Genomic DNA, 16,008 nt, shown 5'->3' with positions numbered 1-16,008 from the left:
GAGGATCTAGAGAAAGAGACGGTCGTGGCAACCACGTTCGCTTACAAGGTCCGCAACTCCGACGGCAAGGTCCTCACCGGAACGCTCGACGCCGACAACACGGCGCTGGTCGCCAACAAGCTTCGGGCGATGGGCTACACGCCGATCGCCATCGACCAGAAGGCAGCTGTCAGCTTCAAGACCGAGATCACCATTCCCGGCCTGTCGAACCGGGTGAAGCTGAAGGACCTGTCGGTCTTCTGCCGGCAGTTCGCGACGATGATCGACGCCGGGCTGACGCTGTTGCGCAGCCTCGCGATCCTCGCCGAGCAGGCAGACAACAAGTACTTCGGCAAGATCATCGACGAGATCCGCCTCGACGTAGAGCAGGGGCTCTCCCTCTCCCAGGCGCTGGCCAAGCACCCGAAACACTTCTCCAACCTGTTCGTGGCCATGGTCAAGGCCGGCGAGGCCAGCGGCTCGCTGGATCGGACCCTCCTCAAGCTGGCCGACACGCTGGAGAGCCAGGTCGAGCTGCGTGGGAAGATCCGCAGCGCCATGGCCTACCCGGTGGCAGTCCTGTGCCTTGTGATGCTCATCATGGCGGCGATGCTGCTGTTCATCGTCCCGATCTTCTCCAAGATGTACAAGGACCTCAACGGCACCCTGCCCTTGCCAACGCGGATCGTCATCGGCGTTTCGCACGTCCTGACCACATCCCTGCCGTTCGTGATCGTTGGCGCGGTGATCAGCGGATACCTCCTGCGTCGCTGGCTCAAGACCGACACCGGCAGGGCAGCATGGGATCGGACGAAGCTCAGGATCCCGGTGTTCGGCAAGCTGGTCCAAAAGACAGCCATGGCTCGGTTCGCGGGCACGTTCTCCACGCTCCTCCGCTCCGGCGTTCCGCTCCTCGACGCGCTGGACATCACCAAGGAGACCGTCAACAACACGGTTATCGCTAACGGCTTGGAGGCGGTCGCCGAGGGGGCCAAGCAAGGCGAATCGCTCACTCAGCGGCTACCGGATCACCCCGTCTTTCCTTCAATGGTCGTGCAGATGATGTCTGTCGGCGAGGAGACCGGCGCGCTCGACGACCTCTTGGCGCGCATCGCCATCTTCTTCGAGCAGGAGGTGTCGGCGACCGTCGACGCCCTCACGTCCCTTCTCGAGCCGATCATGATCGTCGTCCTGGGCGGTGCCGTGGGCACGATGGTGATCTCGCTGTACATGCCGATGTTCAACATCATCAAGCTCATCAAGTAGCTCACGCGGGCTCGACGTGCGCCCCGGCCCAAGGCTGGGTCGGGTGGCCGGCGTGTCAGCGGTGCCGGTCTCTGAAAAAGGCCTAAAGGTCGGGCGCTTACAGCACGACACCATAAGTGCGAGCGATGCTCTTGACATCAGATCCCCAAAACATCCGAAGAGTAATCGGTTGCTGAGGGAGCCTGGAGGACTCAGTGCCGGCGAAGCCGGCGAGGCCGAGAGGCCGAACACGCTGGCTCGCACCACTGACAACAGAACCCCACAAAGGAAGGCAACATGTTCAAGTCCATCACCGATAAGGCCGAGCGTGAAGAGGGCTTCACCCTCATCGAGCTCATGGTCGTCGTTCTGATCATTGGCATCTTGATGGCCATCGCCATCCCGACGTTCCTCGGCGCCAAGAACAGCGCTAACGCCCGAGCCACCCAGTCCGACCTCCGCAATGCCATCACTGCGGAGCAGACGTACTACACGAACAACGGACAGGTGTACGGCGCGGCAACTGACGTCAGCGCCCTCGAGCCAGCGCTGAAGTGGACTGCCATGGCTTCCAGCACCGCTGCCTCGACAGGCAACGGCGTCGACGTGGACCTCACGAGCAGCACTCCCGGGTCGTCCGCAGTGGTAGTCGGCGCCCTGGGCGCTGACGGGAACGCCTACTACGTCTATGACAACAACGGTGTCGTCTCCTACGAAACCATCGCCAAGGGCACATCGCCGATGGCGTACACGGCCCTTCCCACCACCACGGTGACTGCAACCAGCTCAAAGGGAGCGTGGGCAACCGCCTGGTAGGTCGCTGCAAAGAGTCAAACCCAACTGGTGAGGAGGGAGGCCTTAGGCCTCCCTCCTCGACGCGTCAGGGAGCCGTTTAGGTCGAAGCCTGGTTAGGGCGGAGGGATTGGAGTCCGTCAACTGGAGGCTGCGTGACCATGAGTACCGCCACTTGTAAAGGCGGACCCGCCGGCTGCCGATAGGACAACGTGGAGAAGATTGCGGATCTGACGCAGCATCACCTGCGGCGTAGTCGAGCGGTCGGCCTGGACATCGGCTCCTCGGCGATCCGCGCCGTTGAGCTCTCCGGCGGGACCGGCCGCCAACAGCTTAAGGCTGTCGGCCAGGTCGGCATCGAGCCGGGCCTCGTTGTTGAGGGGGAAGTTCGAGACCCGGGCGGGGTGGCGGAGGCGCTGCGGCGGCTGTGGACCCAGGCCGGATTCTCCTCACGCGATGTCGTCGCCACCGTCGCCGGTCAGCGGGTGATCGTTCGCGAAGCGGCGGTGACTGCCATGTCCGCCGCTGAGTTTCGCACCGCCATGCACTTTGAGGTGCAGGACCTCATTCCCATCCCGGTGGCAGAGGCGGTACTCGACTTCGAGATCCTCGGCCCGGTAGAGGGCAACGGTGACGGCGGTCGTCAGATGCGTATCCTTCTCGCCGCGGCCGAGCGGAGCTCGGTTCAGCGCCTCCTCGATGCGCTGCGCCAGGCGAACCTAGATCCGGTCGCTCTCGACGTTTCGCCCGTGGCGTCGGCGCGCGCCGCCGCTCGCACTGCGGGGGAACGCTTCTGCCTAGTGACCGTCGGCGCCGAGCTCACGTCCGTGACGCTGCGAACCAAGGCCGGCGGCCTGGTGAGTCGGACACTGTCCATCGGCGCTAATCACCTGACCGTCGGACTCGGTCAACGCCTCGGCATTCCGCGAAACGATGCCGCCGCGGTGATGCGCTACGCCAGCCGGGCCGAGGGATCAGCGGCCTCCCGAGCCGGGGCGCTCGTGATCGATGAGGCCGAGCCTCTCGTCGCGCAGATCGCCGAGTCGCTCGACTACTTCCAAAGCCAGAGCGCGATCGGGCAGCTGGAGCGGCTGCTAGTCGCCGGCGGGGGCGCCCTCACCCCTCACCTGACTGAGATGCTCGAGGCCCGAGTGGGTGTCCCCGTGGTGCTCGCTGACGCCTTCGCAGGGATCGATATAGCTCAGGATGTCCTCGCCCCTGACGACCTTGTCCGGGCCCGGACTGTCAGCCTTGCCGCGGTCGGTGCCGCGATGTGGCAGGCCCAACCCGTCGACGCACGGGTCTCCCTGCTCCCGAGCGAGGTCATCCTTGCGCGCCGCCGGCGCAACGCCCTACTCGCTGGTGTCGCTGCAGTAGCGGTCCTTGCTGGTGGCCTCGGAGCCCTCTGGTACCACAAGTACGAGGGTTACACGCACGTGCGCAGCGAGGCGAATGCCCTCGAGGCGCAGAGCGTTGCGCTGAACGCCTCGAGCTCGTCGCTCGCTCGTGTGACGTCATACTTCGCTACGGTCGACGCGCGGCAGCGGGCGCTGATAGCCGTAGGCGCCGGGGTCGACTGGCCGACGCTCCTTCGCCAGATCTCCGCGGCGATGCCGGCCAACACAGTGCTCGGGACCATCCAGCTCACCGCCACGCCGACGACATCGACAACCGGCACCACGAGCACAGCTGCCTCCGCGACGGCGACCGGGCTGGCCCAAGTCACGATGTCTGTGAAAGCCCAGGGAGGTGTCGAGACGGTCGCGGCGTGGCTTCGGGCCATGACCGGCGTACCGGCCCTCACGAATGTCTGGGTCGCCAGCTCGACAAGCGACGGGACCACGACGACGTTCACCTGCAACGCGACGGTCGGGGCGAAGGCCCCCAAGACCAGCTACACCTGGGAGAAGCTGAAGTGAACAGGAAGCTCGCCGGCGTGTTCGGCCTAGTCGTTGTCGTGCTGGTCGCAGCTTGGTACTCGCTGTTGTGGGCGCCTGCGACCCACAGCGCCGCCAAGGCCGACCAGCAGCTCGTCACGGCGACCAACAACCAGTTCCAGGCATCGATGCAGCGGGCCGCTCTGGTCGGGAAGGAGAAGCTGCTGCCCGGTGAGGCAGCCAAAGCCGCCGCGCTCGACGCGGCAGCACCCGCCGGGTCGGATATCGCCGGCATGATCGATCAGGTTTCTTCCATCGCCACTGCGAGTGGTGTGACGTGGCAGGCCGAGAGCCAAAGCCAGGCACCAGCATCCAGCACAGGCGCGGCCAGCAGCGGGTCCTCTTCCGCGGGCGGTGCGAGCGGGTCATCGATCGGGACGCTCAGCGTGACCCTGTCGGTCACCGGCACCTACAACCAGCTTCTCGACTTCGTGACCCGACTGCAATCGGCCCCCCGACTAATCAAGGTCACCAGCCTGGCGTTGGGTGCGTCCGCCGGGACCTCCTCGGCGGCCACTTCAGGGGCCCCCTCAAGCGCAACGACATCGAGTGGCGGGAACTCGGTGATGACCACACAGGTGAGCGCAACCATGTTCGAGACCGCAGCGCAGCTGCCTGCGGCTCCTAAGTCGTTGAAGTAGTCAATGCACGCGGCCGCCGAGCTCTTGAGAGGGAAGGCCGACCGGAGCGATGACGGATTCACGATCATCGAGCTCCTCGTTGCCCTCGCGATCCTCACGATCGTCGTGGTCTTCAGCGCGCAGGAAATGGTCTCGGCGGTCGCCGTTTCAAGCGACAGCCAGAAGCGGATCGTGGCGAGCAACGTCGTGGCCAACGCAATGGAGCATCTGCGTGCGCAGTCGGCCACCGTCGCCGGTTTCAACTCGGTCCCCGTCCAAGTCAATCAGGCGCCGGTGACGACGAGAGTGGGCGGCACTCTGTACACGGTCACCGAGAGCACCGAATGGGTCGTGCGCGGCACGAACGGCTCAGTGTGTAACAACCCGGGCAACAGCTCGCTCCTCCTAGAGGCGACGGTGGCCGCGAGATGGGGGACGGCGTCGGTCGTCGCCTCTACGACGCTGCTGTCACCTCCCAACGGGAGCACCAACCCGGCGAACGGCGCCCTGCCAGTGCAGGTGCTCACGGCCGACAGCATCGGGGAGGGGGGCGCCGTAGTCACCGCAACCGACCTCCACACCGGACACGCCTACACCAGCGCACCCACCGGCGCAGACGGCTGTGCCTTTTTCGCATCGCTGCCCCCCGATACGTACAAGGCGACCGTCTCGGTGGGCAGCGGCGGGGTCGATCCCACTGAGAACCAGAATCCATCCCAACAAGAGGCGGTGTCTGCCGGGACCGTCGGGCAGCCGCTGACCTTCCAGTTCCAGCAGGGCGGAACCGTGTCTTGGTCCTTCTCCCCGGACCCGGGCCTGTCATGTGCACCAGCCACCGCGCTGTGCCCGGCGTCGGGCATGCCTATCTCCGTCGCTGACACGCCCATCGGTACGGCCCTCGGCTACCTCTACCCGACCCAACGCACGAACGCCACAACGGGGACAATCTCCCCCCTATTCCCCAACTCGGCCGCGAGCTACCCCTCCTACCGGGTCTTCGCCGGAGCCTGCACAGACGCCGACCCACTCGGCGTCAACTCGCTCGGCCAGAGCTTCTACCAGAACGCACCAGCATCCACCGCTTCAGTCACGAGTAACGGCGTCGTGAGCGCCAGCGTCCCGCTCTATCCCATCGCGCTCGCGATCAACGACTCGTCGGGGCAGCCGGTCACCAATGCCACGTCGAGTACGGTCACTGCCGTTGCCGGAGGGAGCGGTCTCGCCCAGGGCGGCGTCTGCCCTAGTGGAGCGCAGCCCTCGCCGTACCAAGGCCCGCCCACCTACGGTCTGAGTCCGGTCACGGCGGCGGGGACGACGGTCACGGGAGTAGGCCTCGGACACCTGGCGATCACAGTCTCGGTGACCGTCGGCACTACGACGTTGACCGGATCGGCGACGGTCTGGGTTCAACCGGACGGCACCTATGCCACCAATTCCGACGGAAGCCCCGGAACCAAGTACCCCACCGGCGGAATTGCCGCGTTCCCGTCCGCCTCGGTAGTACCGGTCACGGTGAGTTGAACTGATGCGTCTTCGAGTCCGGCGACCCGACCCCAGCGCGCGTCGTGCCGCTGATGAATCTGGGTTCAGCCTCATCGAGATGACCGTCGTCCTGCTGCTGCTGGGCGTCGTCCTACCCATAGGTTACGAAGCCGTCACCGCTGCCCAGCGGGAGTCGGTCGCCGTCTCCAACCGCAACAGCGCGTCCAACCAAGCGGAGCTGGCCGCCGATGTTCTAACCAGACAGCTGCGGGCTGCCATCGTCCCAGCCGGCCTGACCAGTCCTGTGCTCCTCGCCGGAGCCAACGAGATGAAGTGGTATTCCAGCCTGGGAAACCCGCTAGGCCCGACTCTCGTCGACGCCTATGTCTCGACAGTCGGGGCGAAGACCGTGCTGCAGGAGACCTTGTCTCAGCCTGTCGCCGGCGGCGGCTACGGGGCCGCGGTAACCACAACGCTGGCCACCGGAGTGGTCGTCCCCGGCGCAGCCGCGGCCACTAACTGTCCTTCGGCCGCCGAGCCGTCGACAGCGCTGTTCCAATACGCCACGCTCAGCGGCGCGGTGTGGACCTGCGCTGTCCCTTCTGCCGACCCACTCGCAGCGGTCACACTCACCGTCACCACCACTGCCCTGGCGTCGGCCTCTGCCATCGTATCCCCACCGACCACGATCACCGCCACCATAAACCTTCGGAACGTCGACTATGCGAACTAAAGCCCGGCCTCGATTCCAGCACATCCGTCGGAGCATTTCGCGAGATGACGCGGGTATCGCCATGATCATCGCGCTGCTAATCATGATGGTCCTCACGCTGATCCCCACTGCGATCTTTGCGGAGGACCTTCAGGGGCTGCCGTTGGCGCGCCATGAACAGGATTACCAGGCCGCGCTGCAAGCAGCGGATGCCGGTGTGGCGGACTACGTCAACCGACTCGACAACAACACGACTTACTACACGTACAGCAACGCGGCAGGCGAACGTCCAGACCCAGGCAACCCGGCCTTCAGCGGCTGGACCAATGTCCCGCAGAACGTGCCGGTCGGCACCGCGCCCGAGTGGTTCCGTTACGACGTCAACAACACCAACACCGGGCCAGCGGGCACGATGCTGTCGACCGCGCAGACCGGGCTGGTCCGTCTGATCGTTTCGGGCGCAGCGGGTGCCCATCAGCAGGTTGTTCGCACCCTCGACGTCACGCTCAAGCTGTCGGGCTTCACCAACTTCCTCTACTTCACGAATTACGAGGTGACGAGCCCTCAGCTAAGCGGCGTTCCAGCCGCTGAATGCAACTTCCAGGCTTGGGCCTACAGGCCGGCCGCCACCATTCAGCAGACCCAGTCATTCGGAAAACATAACTACACGGTGACCTACACGGTGCCTGCTGGCTACGGGCCCTACATCGGACCTCCACTCCCACCGTCACCGGACTACGGGGGGTACCCATACTTGCAAGACTGCTCCTCCCAGTTGATCTCCTTCTACGGGAACGGCAGCGTAAACGACGACCAGCTGAACGGACCCGTGCACTCCAATGACGAGCTTCACATGTGCGGTACGCCGTCGTTCCCGCAGGGTGCCGACTCCGCCTACGACCAGAGCACCAGCCTGAGCCAGCCAGGCGTCAGTAGCTACGGCGGCCAGGGCGCGTGGTCCGACTTGTGCCCCACGAGCCAGCCTCTGTTCAAAGGGATCCCGAGCGCCGACTGTGGCTCCTCACCGTCGCAGCCGGCAGCTTCGACCTGCGAGCCCTCCGGATCGTACGAGCCATTTCCTACGAACAACGGCCAGATGCCCAACGACCTCGCGATCTCCAACCAGGGAGGCGGCTGCGCCTACCAGGGCCCGGTGACCGTCGTGTTCGGCGGATCGACGATGTCGGTCACCGTGCCGTCCGGATCGGTGGCCCTGACGCAGGCCGGCGCCAACTACTCCTGCAGCGGGAGCAATATCCCGCTCCCACCCAACGGGCTGATCTACGATAGCGACGGATCGGGCACGGGGTGTTCGAATCCCCCGCAGACCACGAACTGCCAGGCCAACGTCACCGTCAGCGGGTCGGTCGTCGGTCGGGTGACCGTCGGATCGGCGACCAACATAACCATCGCAGGCGACCTGACTGACAGCCTGACTGGAACCAACATCATTGGCCTGTGGGCCGGGCGGGACATCGTCATTCAGCACGGCGGCAACACCTACGGTGGATTCAGTTGCAGCCAAATCGCCTGCCACCCCAACCTCACGATCGACGCCGCGCTGGTTGCGCTCGACAGCGTCTACGTGGCGAACTGGGGAAACCCCGATCCCCAGGGCTGGAGTGTAGGCGCCGACGGCAAGCTCACGATCAACGGCAGCCTGGCTCAGCAGTATCGCGGTCCTGTTGGGACCAGCTCAGGTGGTACGCCCGTATCGGGATACCTCAAGAACTACAACTACGACCCCCGCCTGCGGTTCCTCGAGCCTCCGTACTTCGCCTCGTCGATCCCCCCGAACTGGACAAACCTGAGCTTCGCCGAGTGCTCCGCCACTGCAGTGCCGTCGGCTAGCTACTGCTGAGCAGGCAAGCGCTCAAGGCGCGAGCTGCGCCTGTCGAAGGAGGGGTGATGACGGATTTGTCACACGCACCTGCCGGGACCGCAGCCTCGTTTGTCGTGAGTCTCGGTCCGCGCCGTGACTGGCGCTCGGCTCTGAGCAGCATCGGTGACGTCCCCGGTCGGGCCGCTGCACGCGACTGGGTCGCCCAGGCGAAGGTCGACGCCATGGCGGAGGTGGCCGAGGCGCAAGTCAAGCGGGAGCGAGAGGTCGCCGACGCGGCCGCCGCGGTCCAAGCTGCACGCACCCGCGTCGATGGCTCCGCTGCTGAGCAGGTCGCGGCCGCGCAGCGCCACACCCGACAGGTCGAACTGGTCGAGACGGTAAGGGCCGCCGTCGCGGCGCGCCACGAGAGCCTCGCCGAGTTGAGGGCGGCAGCGGAGTCGATGCTCGCGGCGGTGCGGGAATGGCAGCACATCGACGACCAGGCGCAGAACACCGAGGCGGCCTTGGTCACCCTGTGGGAGCGCCACGCCCTACCCGGGGCGGTGTCGGTAAACCTCGAGTCGGCGATGTCGGACATGACCGAGGCGGAGCGGGTTCTCTGGCGCGCCGACCGTCGACGCAGAAGCGCGGTGGCCACCGCGGAACGTGAGCTGGCCCGGGCCCGCCTGAAAGCCGATGACAACGACGAGTCGTTGCGCCGCGCGTTCAGCAGTTGGTGGGATGGTGACCCCGAGCCGGACCGGTTTGCGTTGGTCGGCATGGTCCGCCTGCGCGAGGCAGCGATGAGACGAGGCCAGGCGGGGGGCGAAGCAAGGTTGGCCGCCGAAGCGGACCTGGAGGCGGCTCAGGCACGCCACGCCGAGGCTCTGGCAGCCGCGAGCAACGCTGCGGCCGACGACTTACCCCCCACAGACGTCGGCGCGCTCGTGATGCGCAGGATCGCATCACTGGCAGCAGGGAGCGGCGAGGTGCTGGCCTTGCACGATGTCTGCCGCGACCTGGACGACGACACGCTGGCCCAGGTTCTGGAGGGGCTCTCCACTGCGAAGGAGTTGAGCGTTGCATATGTGACGTCCGATCCCCGCGTGCTGGCGTGGGCCATGACCCTTCCCGAGGATGTCGGCGGCATCGCCGGCGTCCACACCGGCGTAGCGCAGGATTGACAGGAGCCACCATGTTTCGGCACATCCGCACCAAGTTCGCCGTCGCCCTGGCCCTGCCCCTGGCCGTGCTGGTAGCGCTGGCGTCGCTCGGGATCGTCACCAGCCTCCACCGCCAACAATCGCTGCGCCAGCAGCGCTCGCTCGCCGCCGCCGCTCTCGGTCCGAGCGGCTTGGTGTCGGCCCTACAAAACGAGCGGAACGAGGCGGCCCTCGGGCTGCTCGGCCTCGACAAGGCCGTCAATCTCGGGGTGGTCTCCAACGGTCAGGCCCGCGGCGCTACCTCTGTTGCCACCGCGCAGTTCGAGTCCACCGTGGCCGCCGCGCCGGTCGCGGCGTCGCTGTACGAGCCGGCCATCGGCAGCATGAGCCAGCTGGCGGCCATCCGCCGCAGCGTCGACCAGTTCAGCGGGACCCGCCCGCTCAGCGACTCCGCCGCGATCGGTATCGCAACCCAGGTCTACAACCGCTACAGCGCGGTCGTCGCCGTCTTCCTCAACGCCACCTCGCAGGTGGCGGCCAGCATCAGCGACACCACCCTGCGCAACGGGGCCGAGATCCTCTACGCCAGCCTTCGCCAGAGCGAGGCGCAGGCCCAAGTGGTCCACGACGTGTTCGACGGGCTGCCCGCCGGTGGCCTGAACGCGGCCAACGGCCTCCTGGCTATTACCGCCACCGACCTCGGCAACTACCAGGCGTGGACCACCCGGCTGAGCGCCCTAGAGGTCGACCCGTTCACCTCGGCGGCGGCCATGCTGGCCAACCCGGTCACCACCGGCGGGTTCACGAAGCTCGTGGACTCCTACCTCGCCGGCGCGAAGCCTGACTTCGTGAAGCTGCTCGGTGCCACCGCGGCCGGCACAGCCGGCAGCAGCGGCGCCACCCCCTACAAGTTGGCGACCATGCAGATTTCCACGCTCGGTCAGCAGCGGGCCACGTCGCTGGTCAACGCCGCCAAACACCAGGTCTGGCTGTACATCGCGCTGGCCGTGCTGGCCGTCCTCTTCGGCTTGGTGGTCGTCTTGAGGGCCAGCCATCGCATAACCCGGCCGCTAGTTCGCCTGGCCCGCCAAGCCGACGACATGGCCACCCACCGTCTGGGGGCGGCTGTCGAGGCGGTCCTTTCCGGCGCCGCCCTCTCTGACACCGACCTGGTCCGGGTGGACGTTAAGGGCAACGACGAGGTCGCCTCGGTCGCCAGGGCCATCTCCGCCCTGCAAGACAGCGCCATCACCCTCGCCACCGAGCAGTCGACGTTGCGCCAAAACCTGGCCGACGCGCTGACCAACCTAGGGCGGCGCAACCAGAACCTGATCACCCGCCAGCTGGACTACATCACCGCAGTCGAGAAGGACGAGACCGACCCGGAGAAGCTCGAGCAGCTGTTCCGCCTCGACCACCTCGCGACCCGCATGCGCCGCAACGCCGAGTCGCTCCTGGTGCTCGGAGGGGCCGGCTCGCCCCGGCAGTGGTCCGGGCCGGTCCAGGGGCTCGACGTGGTCCGCTCCGCGGTATCCGAGGTCGAGGACTTCCGTCGGGTCCGGCTCGCCACCATCGAGCCGGTGGCCATCGCCGGCCAGGTCACCTCCGACGTGGCCCACCTCCTCGCCGAGCTGCTCGAAAACTCGCTCACCAACTCACCGCCGAACGCGCATGTGTCGGTCGACGGAGCCGTCGTGGCCACCGGGTACCGGTTGCGGGTGGTCGATCGTGGCATCGGCATGGACGCCGCCGCCCTCGCGCAGGCCAACCAGCGCCTCACCGGTGCGGACTCCTTCGCCGGAGGCTCGAGTCGCTATCTGGGCCTCTACGTCGCTGGCAAGCTCGCGGCTCGCCACGGCATCGCGGCCCGTCTGGTGCGGGGGGAGGACGCCGGCCTCGTAGCCGAGGTCGACCTGCCCTTCTCGCTCCTCCCGCAGCTGGCGCCGGGCGCCGCCCCGGAGCGGCCCCTGGAGGCGGGGGAGGGGCGCCCCGCCGACGCGGGCACCCCGGCCCCTGCGGCAGCAGCGCCTTTCTCCGCCGTAACGTCGCCCTCCGCGGCGGAACCGGCGGATCCCGAGGTCGACTCCCTCGACGAGCTGCTCCGCAGCCTCGGGGTTCCGGCCGCGGGGACCGGCATCGGCAACGGTGCCGGGCCGGTCGCGGCCCCCGACGCTGCGCCGCCCCTGCCGCCAAGGATCACGGCCTCATCCCCGCAACCCCCCGTCTGGACCCCGCCTCCAGTCGTCGAGCCGCAGCCGCCGGCGTGGACGCCGCCTTCGGTCGCGGAGCCGCAGCCGCCGGCGTGGACGCCGCCTCCAGTCGTCGAGCCGCAGCCGCCGGCGTGGACGCCGCCGCTGGAGGCCGTTGTGGCCGCTGCCGACACGACCCCAGTCCCCGAGTGGCGCGAACCGGAGCCGGCTGCACCGCCATCGGGGCAGTCGTCGGACTTCGAGGGCTGGCTCAACAGCCGGCTGGACCAGCTGGAGGCTTTGAGCCTGGAGCAGGCGGTCACCGCCGCGCCAGCGGCGCCTGGCGACCATCCGGGAGAGGCGTCGGCCGGACCCGGCGAGGCTCCGGGCGAGATCGCGGGTCTGCCCCGCCGCCGCCCGAGCAACGCCGACGAGGCGCCCGACGCCGGGCTGCTGCGCCGTCCCCGTGAGGCCCAAGCGCCTGACGCCGAGCCGCCGGCGAAGGTCAACAGCTCCCTATTCCGCTACCTCGCAGCCGTCGAGCAGCGGCCCGGCTCGAACTAGGAAGGCACTGCCACGATGACCACCGTCACCACCGAGGACGTCAGCAACTTCAACTGGTTGCTGAACAACTTCGTCGAGAGCAGCGCCGGTGTCTGCGACGCGGTCGCCGTCTCCTCCGACGGCCTGCTGATGGCAATGTCGAAGACCCTCGACCGGGCCGGAGCCGAGCAGGTGGCCGCCATCATCTCCGGGCTGGTCGGGCTCGGCAGGGGTACGGCCCGAGCCTTCGGCTTCGAGCCGCTCAGCCAGGTGATCGTCGCCATGGACGGCGGCTTCCTGTTCGTGTCGTCGATCTCCGACGGTTCGAGCATCGGGGTCGTCGCCACGTCGAACTGTGACGTCGGCCTTGTCGGCTACCAGACCTCGCTGCTCCTCGAACGGGTCGGGGGCATCCTCACGCCCGCGCTCGTAGCGGAGCTGCGCAGCGCCGTGCTCCGCTAGCGACAGCCATGGACGATCCCGCCGTGTGGTCGCAGGGCTCTGAGCCTGATGTGGTCCGCCCCTTCGTAATGACTGGGGGGCGGACCAGGAGCTCGCGCGCCGACGTCCGGATGGAAACCATGGTCGAACTGGCCTATGAGGCCGGCACCCGCCCTTCGCTGCCCGAACAGGCAGCCATCGTCGAAGCCTGCCAGGGCGGCCCCATCTCTGTCGCCGAAGTGAGCGCCCACACTGCTCTGCCTCTCGGCGTCACCACCATCCTCATCGGCGACCTGTTGGACACGGGCGTCCTCGAGATGCACCTGACCGATCCAACGGACATCGAAGTGTCCGCGCTCACCAGGATGATCGAACGTGTCAAATCCCTCTGAACCTTCCCGGCACGTCACCGCCGTGAAGTTCGTCGTCGCCGGCGGTTTCGGTGTCGGCAAAACCACCTTCGTCGGCGCCATCTCCGAGATCGAGCCGCTGCGGACCGAGGCGGCCATGACCGACGTCGCGACGGGCGTCGACGACGCCAGCGCAGTGGCCACGAAGACCTCCACGACCGTGGCCATGGACTTCGGCCGCCTGACCGTCGACCGCCGGCTGGTCATGTACCTCTTCGGCGCTCCCGGCCAGGAGCGCTTCACCTTCATGTGGGACGACCTGGTCACCGGCGCGCTCGGCGCGGTGGTCCTCGTCGACACCCGTCGCTTCGACGAGTGCTTCAACGCGGTCGACTACTTCGAGCGGCGCCGGATCCCGTTCGTGATCGGGGTCAACCAATTCGCCGGGGGTCGTCACTACCGCACCGCCGATGTGCGCGACGCACTCGGGCTGGCCGAGACCGTTCCGGTCCTCGACTGCGACGCAAGGCTGCGCTCGTCGTGTCGCGACGTGCTCCTCGAGCTGCTGCAACTGATCCTGCGCATCAAGACGGCCGGCTGAAACTCCCGATTGGTGCCACCAGATTGGTGCCGCCAGCCGGAATTGGTGCCGCTACGCCCGCGCCGGAGCGCCGGGTACTGACGCTTCCTTACACAGCACGCCCCGTCCTGATAGCTGTAGGCGCAGGGCCGGCGGCCCCAGGCGGTGCCCACAGTGTCGGTGCTGTCGGCCAACGCCCTCCGGGGGCGAGGCCGCCCGCCGCCGGCGAGGGCGGTGAGCTAGCGGCCAGCTGCCGCCGCCGTCTCGCCGGGGAGGAGGGGCGAACGGTGCCGGGACACTGCGCCGGCGGCCAGCGCGGCGCCGGCGAGGATGGCCAGCATCGCCACGAGGAACTCGTCTTGGACCTGGGAGCCGGTGTAGGCGAGGGGTGCGGAGGGGGTCGCGGTGCCCGTGACGGAGGTGACCAGGTTCGGCTGGGTCGTCGTTGGGGTCGTCGACGCGGGCGGGGTGGCCGTCTGGGTGCCGGGGGCCACGAACGGGTCGCGGCTGGTGGTGACTGCGGCTGAACCTGCTGCGGTGGTGGGGGTGGTAGGGGCGTCGGTGGTCGGGGTGGTCGTGGAGGAGGTGGTGATGATCGCGGCGCGAAGCGTCCGCGAAGAGGCCTGGGTGGAGGCTCCGCCTTGCGGCGAGGTCGCCCCGCCGATGCTGAGCGAGGGTGCGCTTACCGACTTGTGAAGGGTCACCGAATCCGTCAGCCCCCCGGTGCTCGACCCGGCGGGGGAGGCTGCAGCGGCAGGAGCGGAAGCAGGGGCAGGCGCCGGAGCGGAAGCAGGCGCAGGCGCCGGGGCGGGTGTAGGTGCCGGGGCGGGCGCAGCCACAGGCGCAGGCGCAGCGGGGGGCGGGGGTGGCGGCGGGGGCGGCACTGCGGCGATGGAGTCGACCGTCGCCTGCGATGAGACCACCGGCGCAGCCTGGACGCCAGCTCCAGTCCCAGTCCCAGCGGGCGTCCCAGCGCCAGCGGCCGAGCCACCAGCGGCAGAAGGAGAGACAGCCGCAGCAGAGACCGACCCAGAAGAGACCGACCCGGCAGCGACCGGCGCGGGAGCGACGGTCGTCGACCCCGACGCGGTGACCAGCACCGCGGCTCCGCCGGCGGGCACGTCGAGGGTCACCGACAAGGTGGCGGGAGCGTCGGGCCCGACGGAGGCGACGTCCCAGTGGACGTCGGTGAACGACGCCGAAGGCGGGGGTGGCACCGGCGCGCTGCCCGGCGTCGGAGGCGTCGGCGGCGCAGGGGCGCTGACCGGCACCGCGGGAAGGGAAGGCCGGCTCGGATCGCTCAGCAGCGACACGGAGGTGGCCGAGGCCGGCGGCGGGGTCGCGCCGGCAGACGCGGCGGACCCGCGCCCAGCCCCGGGAGCCAGGGTGACGCCGGCGGGGAGGTAGACGTCCACGCCTGCCGAGGTGGGGGACAGGCCGGGCGCCTCGCTCAGGGTTATGGTCTCGGTGGTCGTCCCCGAGGGGGCAGACGGCGTCGCCAGGTGCGGGGCGCCCGAGTCGGTGACCTTCAGACCGAACGCGCTTACCGTCGCCGAAGCCGGCGCCGGGCCGGCCTGCTCCGCCGCGGCGGGAGAGGCCAGCAGGGGGAGTCCCTGAGCGTAGAGGGGGACGCCGGTGCCGCGTACTGCGCTGGCCACCGCCTGACCCCGGAGGCCGACCACCGCGTTGAGCGTCGCGTCGGTGTTGAGCTGGAAGCTGACCGCGGCGGTGGTGCCCGCCGGCAGGTCGGGGATGCCCCGGATGACTAGCACCTGGGTGCCGTCCTGGGCGGGGGACGCCACGGCCCGGACATCGAGGGGGAGGGGGATGGTCACCCCGCCGATGGTCAGCACCGCGGAGCCGCCCACGTAGCTGGCGCCGGCAGGGAGGGTGTCGGTTAGGACCAGGCCGTACGCGCCTTGGCCGGTCGGCGCGGTGGCGGTCAGGGTGACGGTGACCGGCGCCCCGAGGACCGCTTCCCCGACGGACTGGCCGACGGTGAGGCCTTGGGGGACGGGCTGGGTCGCGGGGCTGGCCCCGAACGCCACACCCGACAGGAGGACGGGGCCGCCCGCCAGGGAGGCCATCACCCCCGCGACGCGCAAAGACCCCTTGCGGCGCCGCTTCCGCCTCGACGTAGAAGACATACGAGG

At 68.3% G+C, this 16,008-nt stretch carries 13 protein-coding genes; 12 read left to right on the top strand and 1 reads right to left on the bottom strand.

The genetic code is table 11. The features are described 5' to 3' along the window. Window positions 1-24 precede the first annotated feature (24 nt). The 12 genes from K6U06_RS10680 to K6U06_RS10625 all read left to right on the top strand — a co-directional run bounded on the left by K6U06_RS10680 (window position 25) and on the right by K6U06_RS10625 (window position 13,876). Window positions 25-1,245 (top strand): type II secretion system F family protein, encoded by a 1,221-nt coding sequence (locus tag K6U06_RS10680; RefSeq protein ID WP_262321910.1) that lies wholly within the window; start codon window positions 25-27, stop codon window positions 1,243-1,245. 276 nt (window positions 1,246-1,521) lie between these two features. Next, window positions 1,522-2,040 carry a type II secretion system protein gene (locus tag K6U06_RS24525; protein ID WP_316044711.1) on the top strand — a complete coding sequence of 173 codons (519 nt, stop codon included), beginning with the start codon at window positions 1,522-1,524 and terminating at the stop codon, window positions 2,038-2,040. A 188-nt stretch (window positions 2,041-2,228) separates the two neighbouring features. Then, window positions 2,229-3,935: a pilus assembly protein PilM gene (locus K6U06_RS10670; protein ID WP_262321909.1), complete on the top strand. Its 1,707-nt coding sequence runs from the start codon at window positions 2,229-2,231 to the stop codon at window positions 3,933-3,935. Beyond that, on the top strand, window positions 3,932-4,594 hold the full coding sequence (locus K6U06_RS10665; RefSeq protein WP_262321908.1) for a hypothetical protein: 663 nt from the start codon (window positions 3,932-3,934) through the stop codon (window positions 4,592-4,594). The genes K6U06_RS10670 and K6U06_RS10665 overlap by 4 nt, the downstream gene beginning before the upstream one ends. 3 nt (window positions 4,595-4,597) lie before the next feature. Continuing rightward, a complete protein-coding gene (locus tag K6U06_RS10660; RefSeq protein ID WP_262321907.1) occupies window positions 4,598-6,094 on the top strand; it encodes a prepilin-type N-terminal cleavage/methylation domain-containing protein in 1,497 nt (498 codons plus the stop codon). A gap of 4 nt (window positions 6,095-6,098) precedes the next feature. Further along, a complete protein-coding gene (locus K6U06_RS10655; RefSeq protein WP_262321906.1) occupies window positions 6,099-6,788 on the top strand; it encodes a prepilin-type N-terminal cleavage/methylation domain-containing protein in 690 nt (229 codons plus the stop codon). Between the two features lie 61 nt (window positions 6,789-6,849). Further along, entirely contained in the window at window positions 6,850-8,628 is a 1,779-nt protein-coding gene (locus K6U06_RS10650) for a pilus assembly PilX N-terminal domain-containing protein (RefSeq protein WP_262321905.1), read from the top strand. 95 nt (window positions 8,629-8,723) lie between these two features. Beyond that, complete coding sequence (locus K6U06_RS10645) at window positions 8,724-9,773, top strand: hypothetical protein (RefSeq protein WP_262321904.1); 1,050 nt, start codon at window positions 8,724-8,726, stop codon at window positions 9,771-9,773. Window positions 9,774-9,784: 11 nt separating this feature from the next. Beyond that, on the top strand, window positions 9,785-12,505 hold the full coding sequence (locus tag K6U06_RS10640) for an ATP-binding protein (protein ID WP_262321903.1): 2,721 nt from the start codon (window positions 9,785-9,787) through the stop codon (window positions 12,503-12,505). Between the two features lie 15 nt (window positions 12,506-12,520). Further along, window positions 12,521-12,946: a roadblock/LC7 domain-containing protein gene (locus tag K6U06_RS10635; protein ID WP_262321902.1), complete on the top strand. Its 426-nt coding sequence runs from the start codon at window positions 12,521-12,523 to the stop codon at window positions 12,944-12,946. Between the two features lie 8 nt (window positions 12,947-12,954). Beyond that, window positions 12,955-13,317, top strand: a complete 363-nt coding sequence (locus K6U06_RS10630; protein ID WP_316044710.1) for a DUF742 domain-containing protein — start codon at window positions 12,955-12,957, stop codon at window positions 13,315-13,317. Beyond that, entirely contained in the window at window positions 13,301-13,876 is a 576-nt protein-coding gene (locus K6U06_RS10625; protein ID WP_262321901.1) for a GTP-binding protein, read from the top strand. The genes K6U06_RS10630 and K6U06_RS10625 overlap by 17 nt, the downstream gene beginning before the upstream one ends. Window positions 13,877-14,094: 218 nt before the next feature. Here K6U06_RS10625 and K6U06_RS10620 read toward each other — a convergent pair whose 3' ends face one another. Next, on the bottom strand, window positions 14,095-16,002 hold the full coding sequence (locus K6U06_RS10620) for a hypothetical protein (RefSeq protein ID WP_262321900.1): 1,908 nt from the start codon (window positions 16,000-16,002) through the stop codon (window positions 14,095-14,097). Between the last annotated feature and the right edge of the window lie 6 nt (window positions 16,003-16,008).

The organism is Acidiferrimicrobium sp. IK, assembly GCF_025499425.1.
Lineage (GTDB): Bacteria > Actinomycetota > Acidimicrobiia > Acidimicrobiales > Palsa-688 > Acidiferrimicrobium.
Note: the sequence above shows the minus strand (reverse complement) of the source record. Positions and strands in the feature narration are given on the sequence as shown.

Excerpts from the sequence above, each read along its gene's own strand:
- K6U06_RS24525 (WP_316044711.1), top strand. The coding sequence starts at position 1,522 with ATGTTCAAGTCCATCACCGATAAGGCCGAGCGTGAAGAGGGCTTCACC.
- K6U06_RS10660 (WP_262321907.1), top strand. The coding sequence starts at position 4,598 with ATGCACGCGGCCGCCGAGCTCTTGAGAGGGAAGGCCGACCGGAGCGAT.
- K6U06_RS10655 (WP_262321906.1), top strand. The coding sequence starts at position 6,099 with ATGCGTCTTCGAGTCCGGCGACCCGACCCCAGCGCGCGTCGTGCCGCT.
- K6U06_RS10650 (WP_262321905.1), top strand. The coding sequence starts at position 6,850 with ATGATCATCGCGCTGCTAATCATGATGGTCCTCACGCTGATCCCCACT.
- K6U06_RS10640 (WP_262321903.1), top strand. The coding sequence starts at position 9,785 with ATGTTTCGGCACATCCGCACCAAGTTCGCCGTCGCCCTGGCCCTGCCC.
- K6U06_RS10635 (WP_262321902.1), top strand. The coding sequence starts at position 12,521 with ATGACCACCGTCACCACCGAGGACGTCAGCAACTTCAACTGGTTGCTG.
- K6U06_RS10630 (WP_316044710.1), top strand. The coding sequence starts at position 12,955 with ATGGACGATCCCGCCGTGTGGTCGCAGGGCTCTGAGCCTGATGTGGTC.
- K6U06_RS10620 (WP_262321900.1), bottom strand. The coding sequence starts at position 16,002 with ATGTCTTCTACGTCGAGGCGGAAGCGGCGCCGCAAGGGGTCTTTGCGC.